At 56.8% G+C, this 18,611-nt stretch carries 13 protein-coding genes; 8 read left to right on the top strand and 5 right to left on the bottom strand.

Annotated features, from left to right (window positions below; genetic code table 11):
- Window position 1: 1 nt before the first annotated feature.
- A complete protein-coding gene (locus tag OHL13_RS09270) occupies window positions 2–559 on the bottom strand; it encodes a porin family protein (RefSeq protein ID WP_263409846.1) in 558 nt (185 codons plus the stop codon).
- 547 nt (window positions 560–1,106) lie between these two features.
- Here OHL13_RS09270 and OHL13_RS09265 point away from each other — a divergent pair.
- From OHL13_RS09265 to OHL13_RS09250, 4 genes are all read left to right on the top strand, one after another.
- Window positions 1,107–4,439: a TonB-dependent receptor gene (locus OHL13_RS09265; RefSeq protein WP_263409845.1), complete on the top strand. Its 3,333-nt coding sequence runs from the start codon at window positions 1,107–1,109 to the stop codon at window positions 4,437–4,439.
- A 112-nt stretch (window positions 4,440–4,551) separates the two neighbouring features.
- Window positions 4,552–5,466, top strand: coding sequence for a vWA domain-containing protein (locus tag OHL13_RS09260; RefSeq protein WP_263409844.1), 915 nt, complete (start codon window positions 4,552–4,554; stop codon window positions 5,464–5,466).
- Window positions 5,467–5,541: 75 nt separating this feature from the next.
- Window positions 5,542–6,546 (top strand): zinc-dependent alcohol dehydrogenase family protein, encoded by a 1,005-nt coding sequence (locus tag OHL13_RS09255; protein ID WP_263409843.1) that lies wholly within the window; start codon window positions 5,542–5,544, stop codon window positions 6,544–6,546.
- Window positions 6,547–7,029: 483 nt separating this feature from the next.
- Window positions 7,030–8,421, top strand: a complete 1,392-nt coding sequence (locus OHL13_RS09250) for a dihydrolipoyl dehydrogenase family protein (protein ID WP_263409842.1) — start codon at window positions 7,030–7,032, stop codon at window positions 8,419–8,421.
- Between the two features lie 26 nt (window positions 8,422–8,447).
- Here OHL13_RS09250 and OHL13_RS09245 read toward each other — a convergent pair whose 3' ends face one another.
- Complete coding sequence (locus OHL13_RS09245; RefSeq protein ID WP_263409841.1) at window positions 8,448–11,426, bottom strand: sensor histidine kinase; 2,979 nt, start codon at window positions 11,424–11,426, stop codon at window positions 8,448–8,450.
- Between the two features lie 303 nt (window positions 11,427–11,729).
- Between OHL13_RS09245 and OHL13_RS09240 the strand changes: the two genes are divergently transcribed.
- On the top strand, window positions 11,730–12,746 hold the full coding sequence (locus tag OHL13_RS09240; RefSeq protein WP_263409840.1) for a zinc-binding alcohol dehydrogenase family protein: 1,017 nt from the start codon (window positions 11,730–11,732) through the stop codon (window positions 12,744–12,746).
- A gap of 46 nt (window positions 12,747–12,792) precedes the next feature.
- Here OHL13_RS09240 and OHL13_RS09235 read toward each other — a convergent pair whose 3' ends face one another.
- The 3 genes from OHL13_RS09235 to OHL13_RS09225 form a co-directional block, all read right to left on the bottom strand.
- Window positions 12,793–13,032 (bottom strand): DUF302 domain-containing protein, encoded by a 240-nt coding sequence (locus tag OHL13_RS09235; RefSeq protein ID WP_263409839.1) that lies wholly within the window; start codon window positions 13,030–13,032, stop codon window positions 12,793–12,795.
- A gap of 287 nt (window positions 13,033–13,319) precedes the next feature.
- Window positions 13,320–15,002, bottom strand: coding sequence for an FAD-dependent oxidoreductase (locus tag OHL13_RS09230; RefSeq protein ID WP_263409838.1), 1,683 nt, complete (start codon window positions 15,000–15,002; stop codon window positions 13,320–13,322).
- A gap of 170 nt (window positions 15,003–15,172) precedes the next feature.
- Window positions 15,173–15,814 carry a response regulator gene (locus tag OHL13_RS09225; protein WP_263409837.1) on the bottom strand — a complete coding sequence of 214 codons (642 nt, stop codon included), beginning with the start codon at window positions 15,812–15,814 and terminating at the stop codon, window positions 15,173–15,175.
- 285 nt (window positions 15,815–16,099) lie between these two features.
- On the opposite strand from OHL13_RS09225, the gene OHL13_RS09220 reads away from it, so the two are divergent.
- From OHL13_RS09220 to OHL13_RS09210, 3 genes are read left to right on the top strand one after another with little or no spacing between them, the layout of a single operon-like run.
- Window positions 16,100–16,819: a hypothetical protein gene (locus OHL13_RS09220; protein ID WP_263409836.1), complete on the top strand. Its 720-nt coding sequence runs from the start codon at window positions 16,100–16,102 to the stop codon at window positions 16,817–16,819.
- 23 nt (window positions 16,820–16,842) lie between these two features.
- Window positions 16,843–17,868, top strand: coding sequence for an alcohol dehydrogenase catalytic domain-containing protein (locus OHL13_RS09215; protein ID WP_263409835.1), 1,026 nt, complete (start codon window positions 16,843–16,845; stop codon window positions 17,866–17,868).
- A gap of 14 nt (window positions 17,869–17,882) precedes the next feature.
- The gene (locus tag OHL13_RS09210) at window positions 17,883–18,605 is read left to right on the top strand and encodes a hypothetical protein (RefSeq protein ID WP_263409834.1); all 723 of its coding nucleotides are present in this window, start codon (window positions 17,883–17,885) and stop codon (window positions 18,603–18,605) included.
- Window positions 18,606–18,611 lie beyond the last annotated feature (6 nt).

The raw sequence follows: 18,611 nt of genomic DNA, 5'->3' as shown, positions 1-18,611 counted from the left end.
TTTACTTGATCCGGTAGACGACGCCGAAGTTGATGCTGTAGGGCGTAAAGGTCAGGTCGGGGCCAGCACCACCGGAAATCTTGATGTGCTGGTAGTCAAACTCAACACGGCCAGCAAAGCGCGACGTAATCGGGATGTCCGCGCCGCCACCCAGGATGTAGGAAGTGCCGGAATCATCAAAGCCGTTGGCTTTGACCTTCAGACTGCCTACGCCTATGTCGGCCACTGCGTAGGGACGGACATGATAGTGCTCGCGGAACCGCCAATCCAGTCCACCGCCGAAGAATGGTTCGTCCACGACAGATCCTGATGAGCGGGAATAGCGCACGTTGACGCCCGGCTGACCAAACCGTATCGGACGGAACATGTAGTCCACACCGAAGGTGTAAACATTGTTTTTCACCGGACCGTAATCAGTATTGGCGCGCCCATAGAGAAAGAAGGCATCCACGTCTCCGCGCTTCTGCGCGGTGGGGATGGCCTGCGCCTTTGCCTGGAAAGAGGAACCAGCAAGAGTGAGTGCCACGGCCAGTACAGCAAACTTAATGCGAAGTTGCATGAAGACTCCGGTAATTGAGACAAGTCTGGTCCCTGCGTACAGATAAAGCGGATAAAGGCGAGCCGCGCATACGATGCCGGTACCTAGGCCAGAAGTTGCGTGTGTTCTACGGTATGCAGGACGGCTGTCTCCAGTCCGCGGGGACCTGCTGTTTCCTATTTGAGGGGAATTCCCTCCGGAGTGCAAGAGAAAGTATTGAAACTTCTCCACTTTTTAGCGAGACGAGAGCGGCATAACCGCCGCCAGCCGGAAAAGTTGCCTCCAGTGATTAGAAAATTTGTTCAAAAGCCTTTAACACAGGTATGCTTAACCCACACACAACAGCAGCAAACAGACGGAGACGAAACAAACCTTGTCAGCCGCATTTATCGCATCCCGGGGATGTCCCGGCGCTTGTCTACCCAAGCAGGGTGGCATGACGGCGTGCTGCTGTTGTTGCTAAGGGCGCGTTATTCCCGCACCCGGTTTCAAGCAATCTGTCAACGCATCAAACGACCCCAAACGTAGTTGTTAACGCAGTTGTTTCACTACTTTCAGGAGCCAGTCCATGCGCATTACCCGCTTCTTCCGAAGCATCTTCGTACCCATCCTCGTGTTGCTGATTGCAATTCCGCTCTCAGCGCAGACCTATCGTGGCGGTATCGGTGGAACCGTAACCGACGCCACCGGCGCTGTGGTTTCTCACGCAAAGGTCACGCTGACGAACAGCGGTACCGGTGCTACCCGTGAGACGGAAACCACCTCGGCCGGAACCTTCGTCTTTCAGGATCTCGATGTTGCGACCTACTCATTGGCCGTCAGCGCTTCGGGCTTTGGTGAGACTACACTGAAGAATGTCTCCGTGAACCCCGGTGCAGTCACTCCGGTGGAGCCCAAGCTGTCCGTGACGGGCGCGACGGAAACCGTTGACGTTTCGGCGGATACGACTTCCACAATTCAGACGCTGTCCTCGGCTAACAATGCTGTTATCGGCAGCAAGGCCGTATCCGAAATTCCACTGAACGGCCGCGACTTCACGCAGCTGATCAAGCTGGCTCCCGGCGTTAACGGCGCTGGTTCGGTCAATGGTACCCGTACCAACCAGAACAACTATCAGCTTGACGGCGCCGACTCGAACGACATCTGGCAGAACAACACCGCCGCCAACCAGGGTGGTGTAGGCCCCATCGCCGGCGTAACCATCCCGGTGGAAGCAATCGACCAATTCGCGGTTCAGTCCTCAGGTAACGCGGACGCGGGCCGTAACCCCGGCGGCACCATCTCGCTGAGCGTTAAGACCGGCACGAATAACTTCCACGGTTCGGCCTATTTCTATATCCGTAACGAGTTCTTCGCTGCCCGCGACTTCTTCCAGGCTGACAACACCCGTAAGCAGAAGACGCGCAACCAGCAGTTCGGCGGATCTCTCGGTGGACCGATCATGAAGGACAAGCTGTTCTTCTTCGTCAACTACGAGCGTCAGAAGTACGTTATCCAGCTTCCCAGCTCGAATGCTACCGAGCCGGGCGCAGCTTATGTTGCCAAGGCAACGCAGCTGCTGACTCGCCACGGTTTCTCCGTAAATCCTCTGTCGGTGAACCTTCTGAACAATCTCTGGATGGGTGGCAACGCTCCCGGCCTTGCTGCCAGCCCCAACAACTATGTTGAGACTCACCCCCGCGTTGGCTACAGCGATAACGCGATCGGTAACCTGAACTACATCATTTCGCCGAAGCAGACCCTGCGCTTGCAGGCCTTCGTTGGTACTGGTCGTCAGGTTGAGCCTGGTGGCAGCACCTACTGGTACTTCCAGGCTGCTCCGGATATTACCCAGAACTTCTCGGCCGCGCACAACTGGTCCATTACCGATCACTTTTCCAATCAGCTGTTGGCTGCCGTCGGCGTCTTCAACCAGACCTTCAACGACAACCGTCACGACTTCAACATGCCGGCTCTCGGCTTGAACACTGGCGTTACCAACCCGTCGCTCTTCGGCGCTCCGACCATCACCATCGGGAGCACCTTTGACAGCGTAGGCGCAACCCAGGCTCTGGGCCGCAAGGACTACACCGGTCACATCACCGATGCAGCAACCTGGATCCACGGCAAGCACCAGATTCGTTTCGGTGGTGAATATCGCCGTAACTACATGGACCTGCAGTACCAGGCCAACACCCGCGGAACCTTCAGCTTCCCGGGAACGGCATCCGCCAATATGACATTGGCTGCAGGGCAGACCCCCTACACCAGCAACTCGTCGAACGCGACATCTCTTGCGAGCGACGTCGATATCACCAACAACCAGGCGGAAATTCTGGCGCTTGCCGATTACCTTGCCGGTAACTTCAGCTCGGCGTCCTTTATTGCGGGTAACCTCCGCCGCGATCTGTATCGCACCGACCTTGCCTTCTTCATCTCGGATCAGTTCAAGATCACGCAGAACCTTACCTTGAACTACGGTGTTCGCCATGAGTACACCGGAGCACTCTCGTCGACCGGCCCCATCTCTGTATGGCGTCCCGGTACTTCCGGTGCTGATGCGAACGGTCTCGTTCGTGTTGGAAACTCCGGCCTGCCGTCGCTTTACAACCCCGGTAAGCTGCACTTCGCTCCTCGCGTTGGCTTCAACTACAGCCCGACCGATAAGCTCGCAATCCGCGGCAGCTGGGGTCTTTACTTCGATGCTCCTCCGTTCAACGGATTCGGCGACAGCGCTCCAGGATTCACCGGTGCAACCGCACGCGGCATCCAGGCAAACCCGATCGCCGGTCTTCGGAACGTGTCGCTCACCAACGTAACGCAGTGGCAGACGAATCAGGCGGTCTTCCCGGCGAACTCGAGCCTTTCGCAGTTCGGGCTGTTCTCTGTTGATCCCAACCTGAAGATGGCCTACGCCCAGAACTTCGGTCTGACGACTGAGTATCAGCTCAGCAAGCGGAATGTTGTGACTGTGGCATACGCCGGTTCTCTCGGCACTCACCTCTACACCATGTTGGATGCGAATCAGGCAGCTCCCTGGAACACCACGCAGGCAAATGTTGGCACAACGGTTTGCAACGTCGCGTCTGCTGTCGCAAACGGTACCTGCCTTCAGCGCCGTCGTCCTTACTACAGCACCCTTCCTCAGGTTGGCGCTGTGGTTCAGGTGTCGAGCAACGCTGCTTCCAACTACCACTCGCTCCAGACCAGTCTGAAGTCGAGCAACTTCCACGGAATCACCAGCCAGATCTCCTGGACCTACGGCCACTCGCTGGATAACGGTTCGGCCTTCCGCAGCACCGGCCCCATCGACTCCACGAACCTGCGTCTTGACTACGGCCATTCGACCTTTGATGTCCGTCACACCATCAACGGCTACGCTGTCTACGAGATCCCGGGATCGCACGTGATGCCGGTTCTCAGCAAGGGGTGGCAGGTCACTGGCTTTATGACCTACTACACCGGAACTCCGTTCTCCATCACCGTCGGTGACACCACCGGTATCGGCATGGCGAAGGATCGCGTCAACTACAACGGTGGAAAGCTGAAGACTGGTAGCTCTGACGTGACCCTCCGTTCTGGGACGACCACAAAGATCGTCCAATGGTGGGTTCCGCTGTCACAGACTCCGTTCAGCGCTCCGGCTGCCGGATCACACGGCAACACTGCTCGCGATCAGTTCCGCGGACCGAACTTCTTCACGCTCGATGCGTCGCTTGTGAAGAACACCAAAATCCGTGAAGGAATCAGCCTGCAGCTGCGTGCTGAGATGTTCAACGTCCTCAACCACATGAACATGGCAAACCCGACCACGACCTACAACTCGGCAAACTTCGGTCAGGTCACCGCTGGTCGTTACAGCACGGCGATCTCGTCGGGCGCTCCCTTCAACGTTCAGTTCGCTGGAAAGCTGATCTTCTAAACGACTGCCACACCAACCACGAAAGGGCCGGAGAAATCCGGCCCTTTCTGCGTTACCGCATCTTATGTCCGGTTTCTGCGTCTTAACCAAGTGTGCAGGAAGGGATGTAACCATGCGTTGGCTGAGTGTTGCTCTTTTAGGATTGGTGACCGCTTCGGCGGTCGCACAGGTGGAGGGGCCCGTCACGACCTCCGCCCTGGTTCGTGTGGAAGATAAGCGTGGCCCGGAGGCTCCGCGGGTGCAGGCATCCGAGGTGACCATCAAGCTGGGGGATGCCGACCGCCGCGTGACCGGCTGGCAGCCCGTCCTCGGCGGCTCCGGCCAGGGGCAGGGAACCGGTGTCGAACTCGCCATCCTGATTGACGATGGCCTGCAGACAGGCTTCGGCCGTATGCTCAGCGACCTGCAGAGCTTCATCCAGTCCCTGCCGCCAGACGTTGCCGTAACCGTCGGCTATATGCAGAACGGCCGTGTCGTGGCAGAACAGGAAGGCTTCACCACGGAGCACGATGATGCCGCCAAGGCATTGCGGCTTCCCCGGGGAATGCCCGGCGTCAGTGCCAGCCCCTACTTCTGCCTCTCGGATTTCGTGAAACACTGGCAGCCCAGCGGCAAGGCCCGCATTGCGCTCATGATCACCAGCGGCGTTGACCCCTACAACGGCAGCACCAGCCCCATGAACCAGTACAGCCCCTACGTGGAGACGGCCAAGGCCGATGCTCAGCGCGCCGGCGTCGCCGTCTACTCCATCTACTACACCGGAGCGGCCCTGCGCGGCGGCCAGGCCGCCTTCAGCGGGCAGAACTACCTGACCGACCTTGCTGCCTCCACCGGAGCGCGTTCCTACTACATCGGCACCGGCAACCCGGTCAGCTTTCGCCCGTTTCTCAAGCAGTTTACCGATGCGCTCTACCAGACCTACCGTGTCCAGTTCGACGGCGGCGGCAAAGGACTGCAGCGCTTCAAGGCATCAGCCAAAGGCGTCAAGCTGACCGGCCCGCAAATGGTGCTTGCCGGAGCACACTAAGCATCCATCTTCATGGAAGGCTGCGGCCACAGAATCATCCCGAGCCATTACTCTAGGAGTCTGGAGTAACGATCTGTGACCGCAGACCTCACCATGCAAGCCCTTGTCGTCGATAGCTTTGAAACCGGCCTCTTCCGCCTCGCCCAAGTCCCCAGGCCGCAGATCGGCGACCACGATGTGCTCGTCCGCGTCATCGCCAGCGGCGTCAACCCCATTGACAGCAAGATCCGCACCGGCAAGGCTCCGCACGGCGGCATGACCGCGCCCTGCATCCTCGGTACGGACATGGCAGGCATCGTCGAAGAGGTCGGCATCGGCGTCAGCGAGTTCGAAGTGGGCGACCAGGTCTACGGTCTCGCCGGCGGCGCCGGAGGCGAACAAGGCTCGCTGGCGCAGTACATGGCCGTGGACGCCGACCTGCTCGCGCCCAAGCCGAAGAACCTCTCCCTGCACGAGGCCGCGGCCGTCCCTTTGGTCGCACTCACCGCCTACGAAGGCCTTGCCGACCGTGCTCAGGTGCAGGCAGGTGACCGCGTTCTTGTGACCGGAGGAGCAGGCGGCGTAGGACACATGGCGGTGCAGATCGCCGCCTCCGCCGGTGCCCAGGTCTACGCAACCGTATCAGCCGGTAAAGCAGAGATCGTGCGCGGTTACGGCGCCACTCCCATCGACCGCGACGAACCGGTCACAGAGTATGTGCAGCGCATCACGGAGGGCGTCGGCTTTGACCTGGCGTTTGACACCGTGGGCGGCAAGCCCCTGGACGATTGCATGTCGGCCATCCGCAACTACGGCCGCGTGGCCAGTTGCTACGGCTGGGGAGCGCACGACCTGAAATCGCTCTCGCGCCACGGAGCAACGTATTCCGGTGTCTTCGTCCTCCTGCCGCTCATCACCGGCGAACGCCGCGGTCACCACGGCTGGATCCTGCGCGAGATCACCCGCCTCATCGAAACCGGCCAGCTCAAACCCATGGTCGACGACCGCCGCTTCACCTTCGCCAACGCTCTGGAAGCCCACGAACTGGTGGAGAGCGGTAAGTCCAGCGGCAAAGTCGTCATCGACGTGCAGCCGGAGTAGCAGCTGCTACTGCGGAAAGCGTTCAACGTGGCCCTCGCCTTTGCGGCCAAAGTAGCTGACCTGTTTGCCGCTCAGGAAGGCCCAGTCGCCGATCACTCCGGTCTGCTCCAGCTTGCCATCTCAACGGATGCCACTCCTCGCAACGCTAGGATGGGTTCGATGTCACGAGTATCAAGCGACAGCCGGAAACTGATCGCGCTCGACCACTTCCACATCTCTGGTGAAGAGACCAGGCCGCGCACAACTCTCCATAAGGATAACGAGCCATCGCTGGAAGTCCGTAACAGTATTAGCGAAAAGCTCCATCCGTGGCGCAATCCCTCGATTGAGCGACAAGATTCTCCTTGGATAGCGGCTTGCGAATTCCCACTAGCACGCCGAAACTTGCAATAAATTTTCTGTTTCCATGGGAAAGATATTCTTTCCTCTTGTGCACGCTTCAGAAAAGCGAACCATCGGTAATGTTTCGAGGAGAACGCTGTGATGGAAAACAAACGGTATGACGCACTCATCGTTGGATGTGGTGAAGCGGGGAAGTATCTTGCCTGGCACCTGGCACGCCAGGGACAGTCGGTGGTGGTGGTGGAGCGTTCACTGGTGGGAGGTGCGTGCCCAAACATTGCCTGTCTTCCAAGCAAGAACGTTATCCACTCAGCAAAGGTGATTGACCTGGTACGCAGGGGAAAGACCTACGGCGCGGATGTTGAATCGTGGCGGGTGAACGTTGCTGCGGTAAGGCGCCGCAAGCAGGAAATGATTGATGGACTTGTGCAGATGCACTATGACAAGTTCGCCGCGAGCGGCGCCGAACTATTGATGGGCGAAGCTTCTTTCATTGGAGATCGGACGCTGAAGGTGATCCTGCTCTCAGGCCAGGAGGTGCATCTTGAAGGAAAACAGGTCTTCCTGAATACAGGAAGCAGGGCCGCGATTCCGGCGATACCGGGACTTGCTGAATCAAATCCTATGACCCACGTCGATGCGCTTCGGCTTGAAGATTCTCCATCGCATCTGCTCATCCTGGGCGGAGGGTATATCGGCCTGGAGCTGGCACAGGCCTTTCAGCGCATGGGAACCGCCGTCACTGTGATCCAGGATAAGAACCGTCTGCTTCCACATGAGGATGCGGATGTCTCCGCAGCCGTATTGGAGCTGATGCAAGACGAGGGAGTTGACGTCCGACTAGGGTGCGTCGTTCGCTCCGTGAGCGGCCGCTCCGGAGATGCTGTCGAGGTACAACTCAACGGGTGCGACGGCGACACCATGTTGAAAGCAAGTCATATCCTTGTTGCGACGGGACGGCTGCCGAATACTGAGCGGCTAAACCTTGAGGCAGGCGGTGTTGCTGTAACAGATCGCGGTTTCATTCGCGTTGACGATACCTTACGTACCAGCGCGGAAGGTGTTTGGGCCATGGGGGACTGCTCCGGCAGCCCCTTCTTCACGCACGTGTCCTACGATGACTTCCGCGTAGTTCGCGATAATCTTGCTGGGAAAATACGTACCACAACAGGGCGGCTGATTCCTTTTACGTTGTTCACCGATCCTGAGCTGGCCCGTGTTGGGCTGAATGAGACGGAGGCACAGGCACAAGGGTTGCGTTATCGCATTGCCACCCTACCGATGATGGGAGTTCTTCGCACACGTACGTTGGGGGAGACGCGCGGCTTCTTGAAAGCGCTAATTGCAGACGACGATACGATACTCGGCTTTACTGCGTTTAGTGTAGGAGCAGGTGAGCTTGCCTCTGCCGTACAGCTCGTCATGCTCGGAAAGTTGCCATACACGCTTGTAGCCAACGCTATCATCACTCATCCAACACTCGCCGAAGGGCTCATGTATTTGTTTGCTTCGGTCCCGGCGCGGGATGCGTAGCCTGCTTAGGCAGGCTACGCCCCTTGTTATCGCTGATAGGCGATGCGGGCAGGAATCTCCAGGCTGATCCTGGTCCCGCTGTCCGTTTCGCTTTGCAGCGTGAACTTTGCATTGATTGCTGCGGCGCGTTCCCGCATTCCAGGAAGCCCCCAATGTCCATCGGCGCTGCCCGCATGCAAAATGTCTACTGGAATTCCTCTCCCGTTATCGCTCAACTCAAGCCGTAGTTCCGCCGGGTCATGAGCAATCACGAGATGGATAGCCGATGCCTTGCTGTGTCGGAAGGCATTTCTCATCGCCTCCTGGAGAATAATGAAGATCTCCTGGGCGATGGTGAGTTGCAGGCTGATGGATTGGCCCTCTGCAAGGACATTGAATGCAATGCCGTATTCTCGGCTTAGTTCCTCTCCGCACGCGGTAAGACGTTTTTCGAGCGCGTTGTCTTCATCGATGGGGCTTCGAAGCTCGAAGATCAGTCGACGGCCTGCCTCCATCACATCGTCCGATTCGTCAAGTAACTTCTCCAGGGAGTGCCTTGCGGTCTCTGGTGCTGTAATGCTCCTCGTTGTTGCCTGAACCTGCAGGAAAATTCCGTGGACCGACGGGAAGAAGGTGTCGTGGAGATCGCGCGCGATGCGTGCTCGTTCTTCTCGCTGCAGCGCGTGGCGCTGTTCTGCCTTCTCAAGCAGGTAATGGACCCGGGCGTAATAAAGCAGCCGTACCATCAGCAGCCCTGCAACGACGCAGAGTCCCCGAAACCAGATGCTCTGGAAGAATGTGGGAGGCACCACGAAAGAGACCATTGCAGGTGTGGTGCTGTGGATTCCCTGGCCATTGACGGCTTCCACCACGAATGTAAAGTTACCCGCAGGCAGTTGTGAATACAGGGCTTCTCGTGTGGTTTCTGTTTCATGCCAACCAGACTCAAAGCCTTCCAGCTTGTAACGCACCTTTGTCCGTTCCGGAAACAGAAGTGTGCCGACAGAGAACGCGAAGCTGATCGATGAAGGTTTTTGTATGGTTTTGATGATGCCCGTGGTATCCATCAACCTGCCATCGACGGTCATCTGGTCAATCTTTATTCCCGGGGGACGGCTTTCTGGTTCGCTTTGTTCAGGATCAATCCAGGCTACGGAATCACGCGCCGCAAAGTAGAGCCGCTCGTTGTCGTCGGCAACCAGACTCGGCAGCGGTCGGATGACGGTGGGTGCTCCAGGGAAATTATCGAGAGCGTCCAGAATGCGATAGTCCGCCGGACGCTCCGGATGTTGCAGGAGTCTTGTGACTTGATCGGCTGCAAGTGTAATTGCGCCAGCTCTGGAGTTGATCCAGAGCGCTCCTTTCGAAGTCTCGTATACGCCAGAGGCTCCACTGGGATCCTCGGTTGCCTGCAGGTGAAGATCATGGAGGCGGCCACCTCGTACGAACTGGACACCCTGGCTGCCAACAATCCAGATGTGGTCTCCGCGTTCGAACATCGCCGCAACGGAACCGGTATGCAGGCCTGATTGTTCATCGAAGCGATAGACCTTGCCTTGAGACAGGATCATCAGCCGGTTCGGAAAGCCAAACCACATGCTCCCATCGCGCGCGGCAAGTATGCTGAGCGGTGCAGTGAACCGTTTTTCAATGAGCGAAGGCGGTTGTGACCAATGTGAACCTTCCAGGAGGAATGGTGGTTCTCCGTTTGCGGCTACCCATAGGCGTCCTGCATGGTCGTAGCGAATTGCTTGTACATCGCGTTTGATTCCACGGGAGTCGGGCGGCAGAAGGAAGGTTGTACTTTGTCCGTTGAGCCAGTGCACAACCTTCGCGTCGTATCCAATCCAGATGCTTCCGGGAGTGTCGTAGTAAGCCGTGGTTACAGCCCCTCTAAGATGTGGATCGACCGAAAGTTCGCCGCCATGAAACCGGTATACCGCATCGTCATTCCCACCTGAAGACCCAAATAGCATGCTGCCATCATGCAGGTTCGCCATCACAGCGTTCGGAACAGCCGCAGGGAAGGGAATGTTGGTGAAGCGTGAGCGACGGAAGTAATCAAGCCCCTTCTGCGTTCTGACCCACATGCCTCCTTCGCGGTCTGCAAACAGACCTTGGACGCTGTTCCGCGTCAACCCATCTGCTCGCGTGAACGATGCGGCGCTCGCGCTGGTCAGCTTCTTCGGATCAGACAAGAAAGATGACGGGGTTATAAACAGGCCGTCCTGCTCGGTCCCCCACCACATGTCGCCATTGCGATCCATCGCCATGGCGCTGACCTTGTTCCCGAGTTTGCTTTGTGCCACGGCCCACTTACCATCGCTGCTGCGGTCCAGGTAACGCACCGATGAACCGGAACTCCACCAGAAGTTCTGGTTGTCACGAAAAACGCTATTGAAGCCAAAGTCCTCGGGAAGCTGCTCAAATGTTTCTTTGCCCGACATCAGGCATTGCATGGAGTGTTTGTCAGAGCCTACCCAAAGCGTTCCATCCCGGTCGACGCGCAATTGAAACGCGGGTGCAACGTGGTATTGCGCCGCTGGCGTAGGTGCAACAGGAACATCATGTTCCATGCGAAAAAGGCCAGAGGCTGTTCCTACCCAAATGGTATGATCGGGCGTTTCAGCAAAGCCGAGAACCGTTCCACGAAGGGCGCCTTCTCGCGGGAAATTGGTGACAACACCAGAGCGAATGCGGCTGGCCCCGCCGAACTGATACCCAACCCAGAGATCTCCATTCGATGCGCCATAGACCGACACAACCTGGTCGGAGACAAGCTTGTGAACCGACGCCGAATAGCGGAGGAAGTGAATTCCGTCGAAACGGTATAAACCTGTATCGCTGGCAATCCAGAGGAACCCATCCGTTGTTTGCGTGAGGCCCCACATGCTATCCGGAACTCCGTCACGAGTTGTCCATCCGCGATGGTAGATGTTGGAAAAGCCCTGTGCTGTTATTTGGAGTGGGAAAATCAGGAAGAGAAGTAGAGCAATGAGTTGATGCGCCCGCAACAGGGCCAGCATGCGACTCTCCTTTCGGTGCATGGATAGCTTGTTCCTGCTCAACATAGGGGTATGTCTGCAGGATATCCGATAGCTCACCCGAGGGTGTGAAAACCTGCTTTTATGCAACTGTGACAATCGCTCGAAAGAGGTGTGTCCAGACCGCTCTCTACAGGCTACGAATGCTTCGTTCTGTCTTTGAAGATGGTCAGACGCATTTCCTGACGAGGTCTATGCGTCTGATCTGTTTGGTCTGGCGAACGATATTTGACCTTTGTCCTCTGCTAACTGCGTCACAACACCTGCTTCAGGCCCGGAGGGCACATGAAAGCTGTTGGCTACACTCAACCATCACCGATTACTGCTCCTGATTCTTTGATTGATATCGCCCTCCCAGATCCCGTTGCGAAGGGAAGAGACCTTCTTGTTGAGGTCAAAGCAATTTCGGTCAATCCGGTTGACTATAAATTTCGCAGCTTCGCACCGCCTTTTCCCGGTGACACCTATCGCGTGCTTGGGTGGGATGCGGCCGGTGTTGTGAAGGCTGTTGGAGAGGGCGTAACGTCTTTCAAACCGGGAGATGAAGTCTTCTACGCCGGGTCCATTGCTCGTGCCGGCTCAAACGCAGAACTAAATCTGGTCGACGAACGAATTGCCGGTCGTAAGCCGGCGACGCTCAGCTTTGAACAGGCAGCGGCATTGCCGCTCACGAGCCTTACCGCGTGGGAACTTCTATTCGACCGCTTTGGTGTGCAGCCGGGTAAGCCTGTGGGCGCAGGAAGTCTACTCATCATTGGCGGAGCCGGAGGCGTGGGCTCGATTCTTATTCAGTTGGCCCGCAGACTTACGGGGCTTACTGTGATCGCCACCGCATCCCGCGAAGAGACCAGGAAGTGGTGCCTGGAGCTTGGCGCGCACCATGTCATTGACCACACAGTTCCCTTTGCCGGGCAGTTGCAGGCTCTCGGGATTCCCGCAGTGGAGTATATCGCGGGGCTCACTGGTACAGAGGTGCATTATCCAGGACTCGTTGAGGTCCTTGCTCCACAGGGGCATTTCGGTGTGATCGATGATCCGAAGACTCTCGATGCCATGCCATTAAAGCGGAAATCAGGCTCTTTACATTGGGAGTTTATGTTTACACGCTCTTTGTTCACAACGCCGGATATTCTTGGCCAGCACCTGATCCTGAATGAGATTGCGGACCTGGTGGACGCTGGGATTGTCCGTACAACGGTGGCTCAGAGCTTTGGCAGGATCAACGCCGATAATCTTCGCAAAGCGCACGCATTGCTGGAGACGGGCAAGTCGCATGGCAAAATTGTGCTTGCCGGTTTCTAAGCAGGCGGGGGCGGTCGGAGAGTTCGGCCGCCCCGATGTAGCTTCTTCAGGAGGCGATGGCGCGCTCCATCAACGCGATCACGCTGGCGTCGAGTGATCGGGCCACGGTAAGCGCTTCCGTGATGCCGTACGGTTGCAGAAGGCTCTCCATCGTGTCGTAACGCAGGTGAGTCATTTCACCCTGCTCAAAGACCAGAATACTGATGGGGGCATACGAGCCAGCCTCCGGCGTGTGGCGCGTCATCTCCTTCATCGTCAGGGGATTGCCCGCAATGATTCGGATCATCCGATACGGTACAAGCACGCCGGGATCGCGATAGAGGACCGCCCCAAGATCGAGACGGAGGAATTCAAGCAGCCCCGATGGGCCCTCCGTCTGGTGGATTAGCTCTTCAAAGCCACTGTAGCTAACATCTTTCGAGAGAATCTCCCGTAGCCTTGCGAGATCGGGGCGGCCTATACCGGATTCCAGGATAGAAAGAACATGATCAAAGCTATTCGTTGTCTGCGCATTCCATCGGGTGATGGTTGTAGAACTTTTCTGAAACACGGCTCTCCTTTTATCTTTGCGTGCTAGTTTGCGGTTGCATCGCGTTCCGGCACTTCGGCGGCCAGGAATCGGTGAATATCTGAGATGACGACAGAGCCCTCGCCAACAGCGGAAGCAACGCGTTTCACGGAATCGGAACGGACATCGCCAACCGCGTAAACGCCTTTCATACTCGTGGCATACCGCGTGGGCTCAAACCCGTGCTCTCCGCCCGTGAGTACAAACCCCTTACGGTCAAGATCAACGCAGTCGCGCAGCCATGCGGTATTGGGATCTGCTCCGATCATCACGAAAAGGTTGCGCGTAAGAATGCGTCTTGTTTCCTGGGTGTTTTTATTGGTGAGCGTGATGTCTTCCAGGTCGTGTGTGCCATCAAGCCGTGTTACCTCGCTGCAGGTGTGAAGCGTGATGGAGTCTGAAGCCCGAATGCGGGAGATCAGATACTCCGACATGGTGTCTCGCAGGGAATCACGCCTCACAATTAGATGAACGTGTTTTGTTATTCCTGCCAGAAATACGGCAGCCTGGCCGGCAGAGTTACCGCCGCCAATGACCGCCACTGCCGTCCCCCGGCATAGATTGGCTTCCATTGCCGTGGCCGCATAGTGGATGCCGCGGTTTTCAAAGGCTGCGTAGTTCTCGGCGTCCAGTTTGCGATAGCTGGCGCCTGTTGCAATGACAATGCTGTGAGCGCATACCTCGAACCCACCGGTCAGCGTAATGCAGAGATCGTTATTCCGTTTGCGAACTCCGATGGCGTCGCGGGCAATGGTCAGCTTGGCTCCAAACTTCTGCGCCTGTACCTGGGCGCGGTACGCAAGCTCCTCTCCCGAAATACCCGTTGGGAAACCGAGATAGTTTTCAATGCGGGAGCTCGTGCCCGCCTGTCCACCGGGACCAATGCCTTCCACTACAAGGGTTCGCAGCCCTTCTGAGGCACCGTAGACCGCTGCCGCCAGACCGGAAGGCCCCGCGCCAACGACGACCAGGTCGTACACAATATCCTGCCGTGGCTCTTCCGCAAGACCCAACGCCTCAGCCAAAGTAAGCAAGGATGGCGCCTTGAGGGGCTGCCGGTCGGCCAGAATGACCGTTGGTACCACGGGGTGTTCGCCTTTATCGCGGTATTGCAGGCTCTCAATTGATTCGGAGGCAACAACTCGGTGCGGATAGCTGTTTTGTGTCAGAAAGCGGCATATCTGCATGACGTCCGCATGGCGTGATGGACCGATGACGAGCACGCCCCCATCGGTCTTTCCCAAAAACTGCAGGCGTCTCCACATGGAGGCTTGCATGATCAGGTTGGCGATGTCCGCCTCGGACCGCATCAGCATACGCAGGCCTTCGCGATTGACGCGAATCAGAAGACTATCGCTGCCACATTCCGCGCTGAGCAGCGCACTACGGGAACTGAGCAGGTCCAGTTCGCCGGTGAACTGTCCTTGCTCCATGTGCACGGGATACAGCCGTTCACCACCCTGATCGGTTGCGAAGAGTTCGATGGAGCCGCTCAGCACAACGAAAAGATCCGTATCTCTTTCGCCCTGCGAAAAAAGCCGTTCTCCCTTTGTTCTGTATTCGATCTCTCCAAACCGGCGAATGCGGTCGATCATCCCCTCGTTCAGTTTGGGAAAGGCGAGTTCTGGTTGGAAGCGCGGGATGTTGGTAACCTTCGCTTCCTTGTTCCCAAGGAAGATGTCTCTCATGAAAGGCAACTCCGAAAATTCTTTCGTTGCCCGAGTATTCAGCACTCCCATCATCTGGTCATGACTCGATTGCGGTCGTCGGACTCATCCTTTCGAGCGATGGATACATACACTCAAAAGTGCCCGGCATTTTTTTACCGACGGCAAAAGCGACTCATGGGGTAAGAAGATTACAGACCTTCGGTGACATCAAAAAAGCCACGCCGGTGTGCGATGGCGACGGCATGCGTCCTATCATGCGCGCGCAGCTTTTGAAGAATGTTTTTGAAATGCGTCTTCACCGTGTGTTCCGAGAGGCGCAGCACATCCGCAATTCTCTTATTAGAGTTTCCTCGCGAAGCTTGTTGAAGGACTGCTATTTCCCGTTCGGAGAGCCTTTGGTCCAGTGCGTGCTCGGCCAGTTTTACAGCTACTTCTCCGGGAACCTTCTTCTGTCCCTTTGCCACTGTTCTGAGTGTCTCTATCAGTTCGGCGCGCAGCATGCTCTTTAGCAGGTAGCTGAAGGCGCCATGTTGGAAGGCGCGAAGCACCTGAACATCCGCGAGGGAAGTTGTCAGAATGACGGTCTTGGCATTTGGATCTATCGCACGAATACGGCGAATTGTCTCCAGTCCATCAATCTCCGGCATACGAAGATCAATCAGGGAAACATCGGGAGATGCCTGGCGATAAAGTGAGATGGCCTCCATGCCAGTGCTGGCTTCTGCAACAACGCGCATATCGTTATGCGCGTTAATCTCTTCCACCAATCCACGCCGCATCATCGGGTGATCATCAGCCAACAGGATGCGAATCTGATTCGGACCTTCCATCTCATCTCCTCCTGCCGCTGTGAATCTAAAGGTGCATTCCTATACAGCCCCGCGCATGTTGCTTCCAAACCGCATTGTTCTTCTAGTGTAGCCCGGAAAAAATGCTGCATGAGGATACCTCTTTCGAGCGATGGCGTCTTTGGGGGCCGCTACTGGCTGGCGGTTCAGCCGATTTCGGGATGGCGTTTTACAAAGATCGAGCCATGCACGCGGTCATTCAAGTTCATAGTATCGGGATATTGCCGCAGGCTGGCATCTTCAGCATTGTGTCAACCCAGGAGCTTTATGCAGGATCTCGCACAAATCGCAATCGACGCCCACGGCGGGCTTGATCGTTTTCGGAAGTTCTCTTATCTCTCTGCGCGGTTGTTGCAAGGCGGAATTCTGTGGGGTCTAAAGGGGAAGCCTACAGTTCTGCAACATGCAAATGTACGCGTCAATCTGAAAGAAGAGACTGTTTCACACTGGCCATTTGCGCCAACAGAAAACCGGTCTGTCTTCACGCCGGCGCGGGTGACGATTGAGTCCCCCGGAGGCTCTGTCGTAGAAGAACTCGACAATCCGCGCGCTTCGTTCGCTGGCTATGAGATGGAGACATCGTGGAGCAACGCGCAGGTGGCTTATTTTGCCGGATACACCATGTGGACCTACCTTACATCCCCCTTCATCCTTCGCCAACCTGGTGTGAGCTATGAAGAAATCGCTCCCTGGGTGGAGCAGGGAGAGACCTGGCGCCGTCTCCGCGTTAATTTTCCCGAGCGCATTGCAACACACTGCACGGAACAGACTTTCTACTTCAACAGCCGAGGCATCCTTGTGCGGCACGATTACGACGTCGACATCCAGGGGAGCAATCCGGCAGCCCGTTACCTGCTCGATCCCGTAGAAGTGCAGGGCATTGTGCTGCCCGGGAAAATGCGAATTTATCCGCGTCTGCAAGACAACACGCCCGCACCGGAACCGTTGATTGTAACGATTGATTTGAGCGACTTCCATTTCGAGTAAGCAAGCCGGGTTAGGAGAAAGCAATGAAACAAACATATAAAGCTGTGGCCGTGGTAGCACCCGGCAAGATGGAACTTGTAGAGAGAACCATCCCGGCTCCGGCCAAAGGACAGGTTCTGATCCGCGTAGAAGCCTGTGGTATCTGTCATTCCGATGGTGGGACCGTGGAGGTGGCATTTGCAGGCATGGAGCTGCCACGTGTACCGGGGCATGAGGTTGTCGGAAGGGTGGAAGCGCTTGGTGAAGGTGTAACCCAGTGGTCTATCGGCCAACGCGTGGGAGTCGGTTTTATTGGCGGATACGACGGGACCTGCCCGCGTTGTCTGAGAGGCGATTTTGTTAATTGTGAAAACCCCGTCATCAGCGGTGTAACAACAGATGGTGGGTATGCGGAGGTGATGCTTGCTGAAGCCAACGGTATCGTCTCCGTTCCGGAAGATCTGGAGGCTGCGCAGGCTTCACCGCTGCTTTGCGCCGGGCTTACTACCTTCAACGCTTTGCGAAACTCCGGGGCGCGGGCAGGTGATCTCGTCGCGATCCTGGGACTTGGCGGTCTGGGGCATCTTGGTGTGCAGTTCGCGCGCAAGATGGGGTTTGAGACGGTTGCGGTTGGCCGTGGCCAAAACAAAGCAACTCTCGCCAAGGAGCTTGGTGCCCATCACTACATCGATTCCGCCGAGGTGAATCCGGTGGAAGCCTTAAAGAAGCTGGGAGGAGCCTCAGTCATTCTGGCAACCGCGCCGAATGGAAAGAGCATTGGAAGTCTGATGGCCGGGCTAGTACCCGGAGGCAAGATGCTCGTGGTCTCTGTGCCAAGTGATCCGATTCCGGCACAGGGATACGATCTCGTCTTCGGCACGCGGTCGATTGAAGGCTCCTTGACCGGGAAGATCATTGATGGCGCAGACACGCTGCGCTTCAGCGCGATGCAGAACGTTCTTCCCATGATTGAAACCTTCTCGTTAGAGCAGGCACCTGAAGCCTACGCGAAGATGATGCGCGGCGATGTGCGTTTTCGTGCCGTGCTGGTAATGGAACAAACACAGTAGGAAAGGAATCTCCAATGAACGATCTTGTGAATCTGGCAATTGAAGCGCATGGCGGTCTGGAGAGGTGGAACCAGTACTCTTCTCTCTCCGCACACCTGGTACAAGGGGGTGCACTCTGGGGGCTAAAGGGTAAGGGTGGGCTGCTTGATGATGTCAATGTGACAGTAGCATTGAAGCGGCAATGGGCTTCGCATGCTCCATTCGGATCGGCGGATGTGCGGTCTTCCTTTGAGAAAGATCGCACCGCTCTTGAAAGACAGGACGGCAGCTTGATCGAAGAGCTGAAGGACCCTCATACTTCGTTTGCTGGTCATACGCTGGAAACTCCATGGAGCGATCTGCAGCTTGCGTTCTTCGCCGGCTGTGCCATGTGGACCTACCTGAATGTCCCATTCGTACTTGCGCAGCCTGACGTGCACTCAAAGGAGCTTTCGCCGTGGGACGAAACAGGCGAAACCTGGCGCCGGCTGGAAGTGATCTATCCCGAGACGCTGGAGGTCTTCAGTAAGAAGCAGATGCTTTACTTTGCCGCGAATGGCGAGTTGCGCCGCATGGACTACGACGTTGAGATCGCTGGCAATACTCCTGGAGCGCACTATGTCTCGGATTACACCGAGGTCTCGGGTATCCGCTTCCCAACGCGCAGGAAAATTTATCCGCGTACTCCCGATGGAACTTCCCTGGCGGAGCCGCTTGTCGTTTCCATCGACCTGGACGATATCACCCTCATCAAATAGCTCGGC

Origin of the sequence: Terriglobus tenax, from assembly GCF_025685395.1 — a bacterium.
In the GTDB taxonomy this organism is placed as follows: domain Bacteria; phylum Acidobacteriota; class Terriglobia; order Terriglobales; family Acidobacteriaceae; genus Terriglobus; species Terriglobus tenax.
Note: the sequence above shows the minus strand (reverse complement) of the source record. Positions and strands in the feature narration are given on the sequence as shown.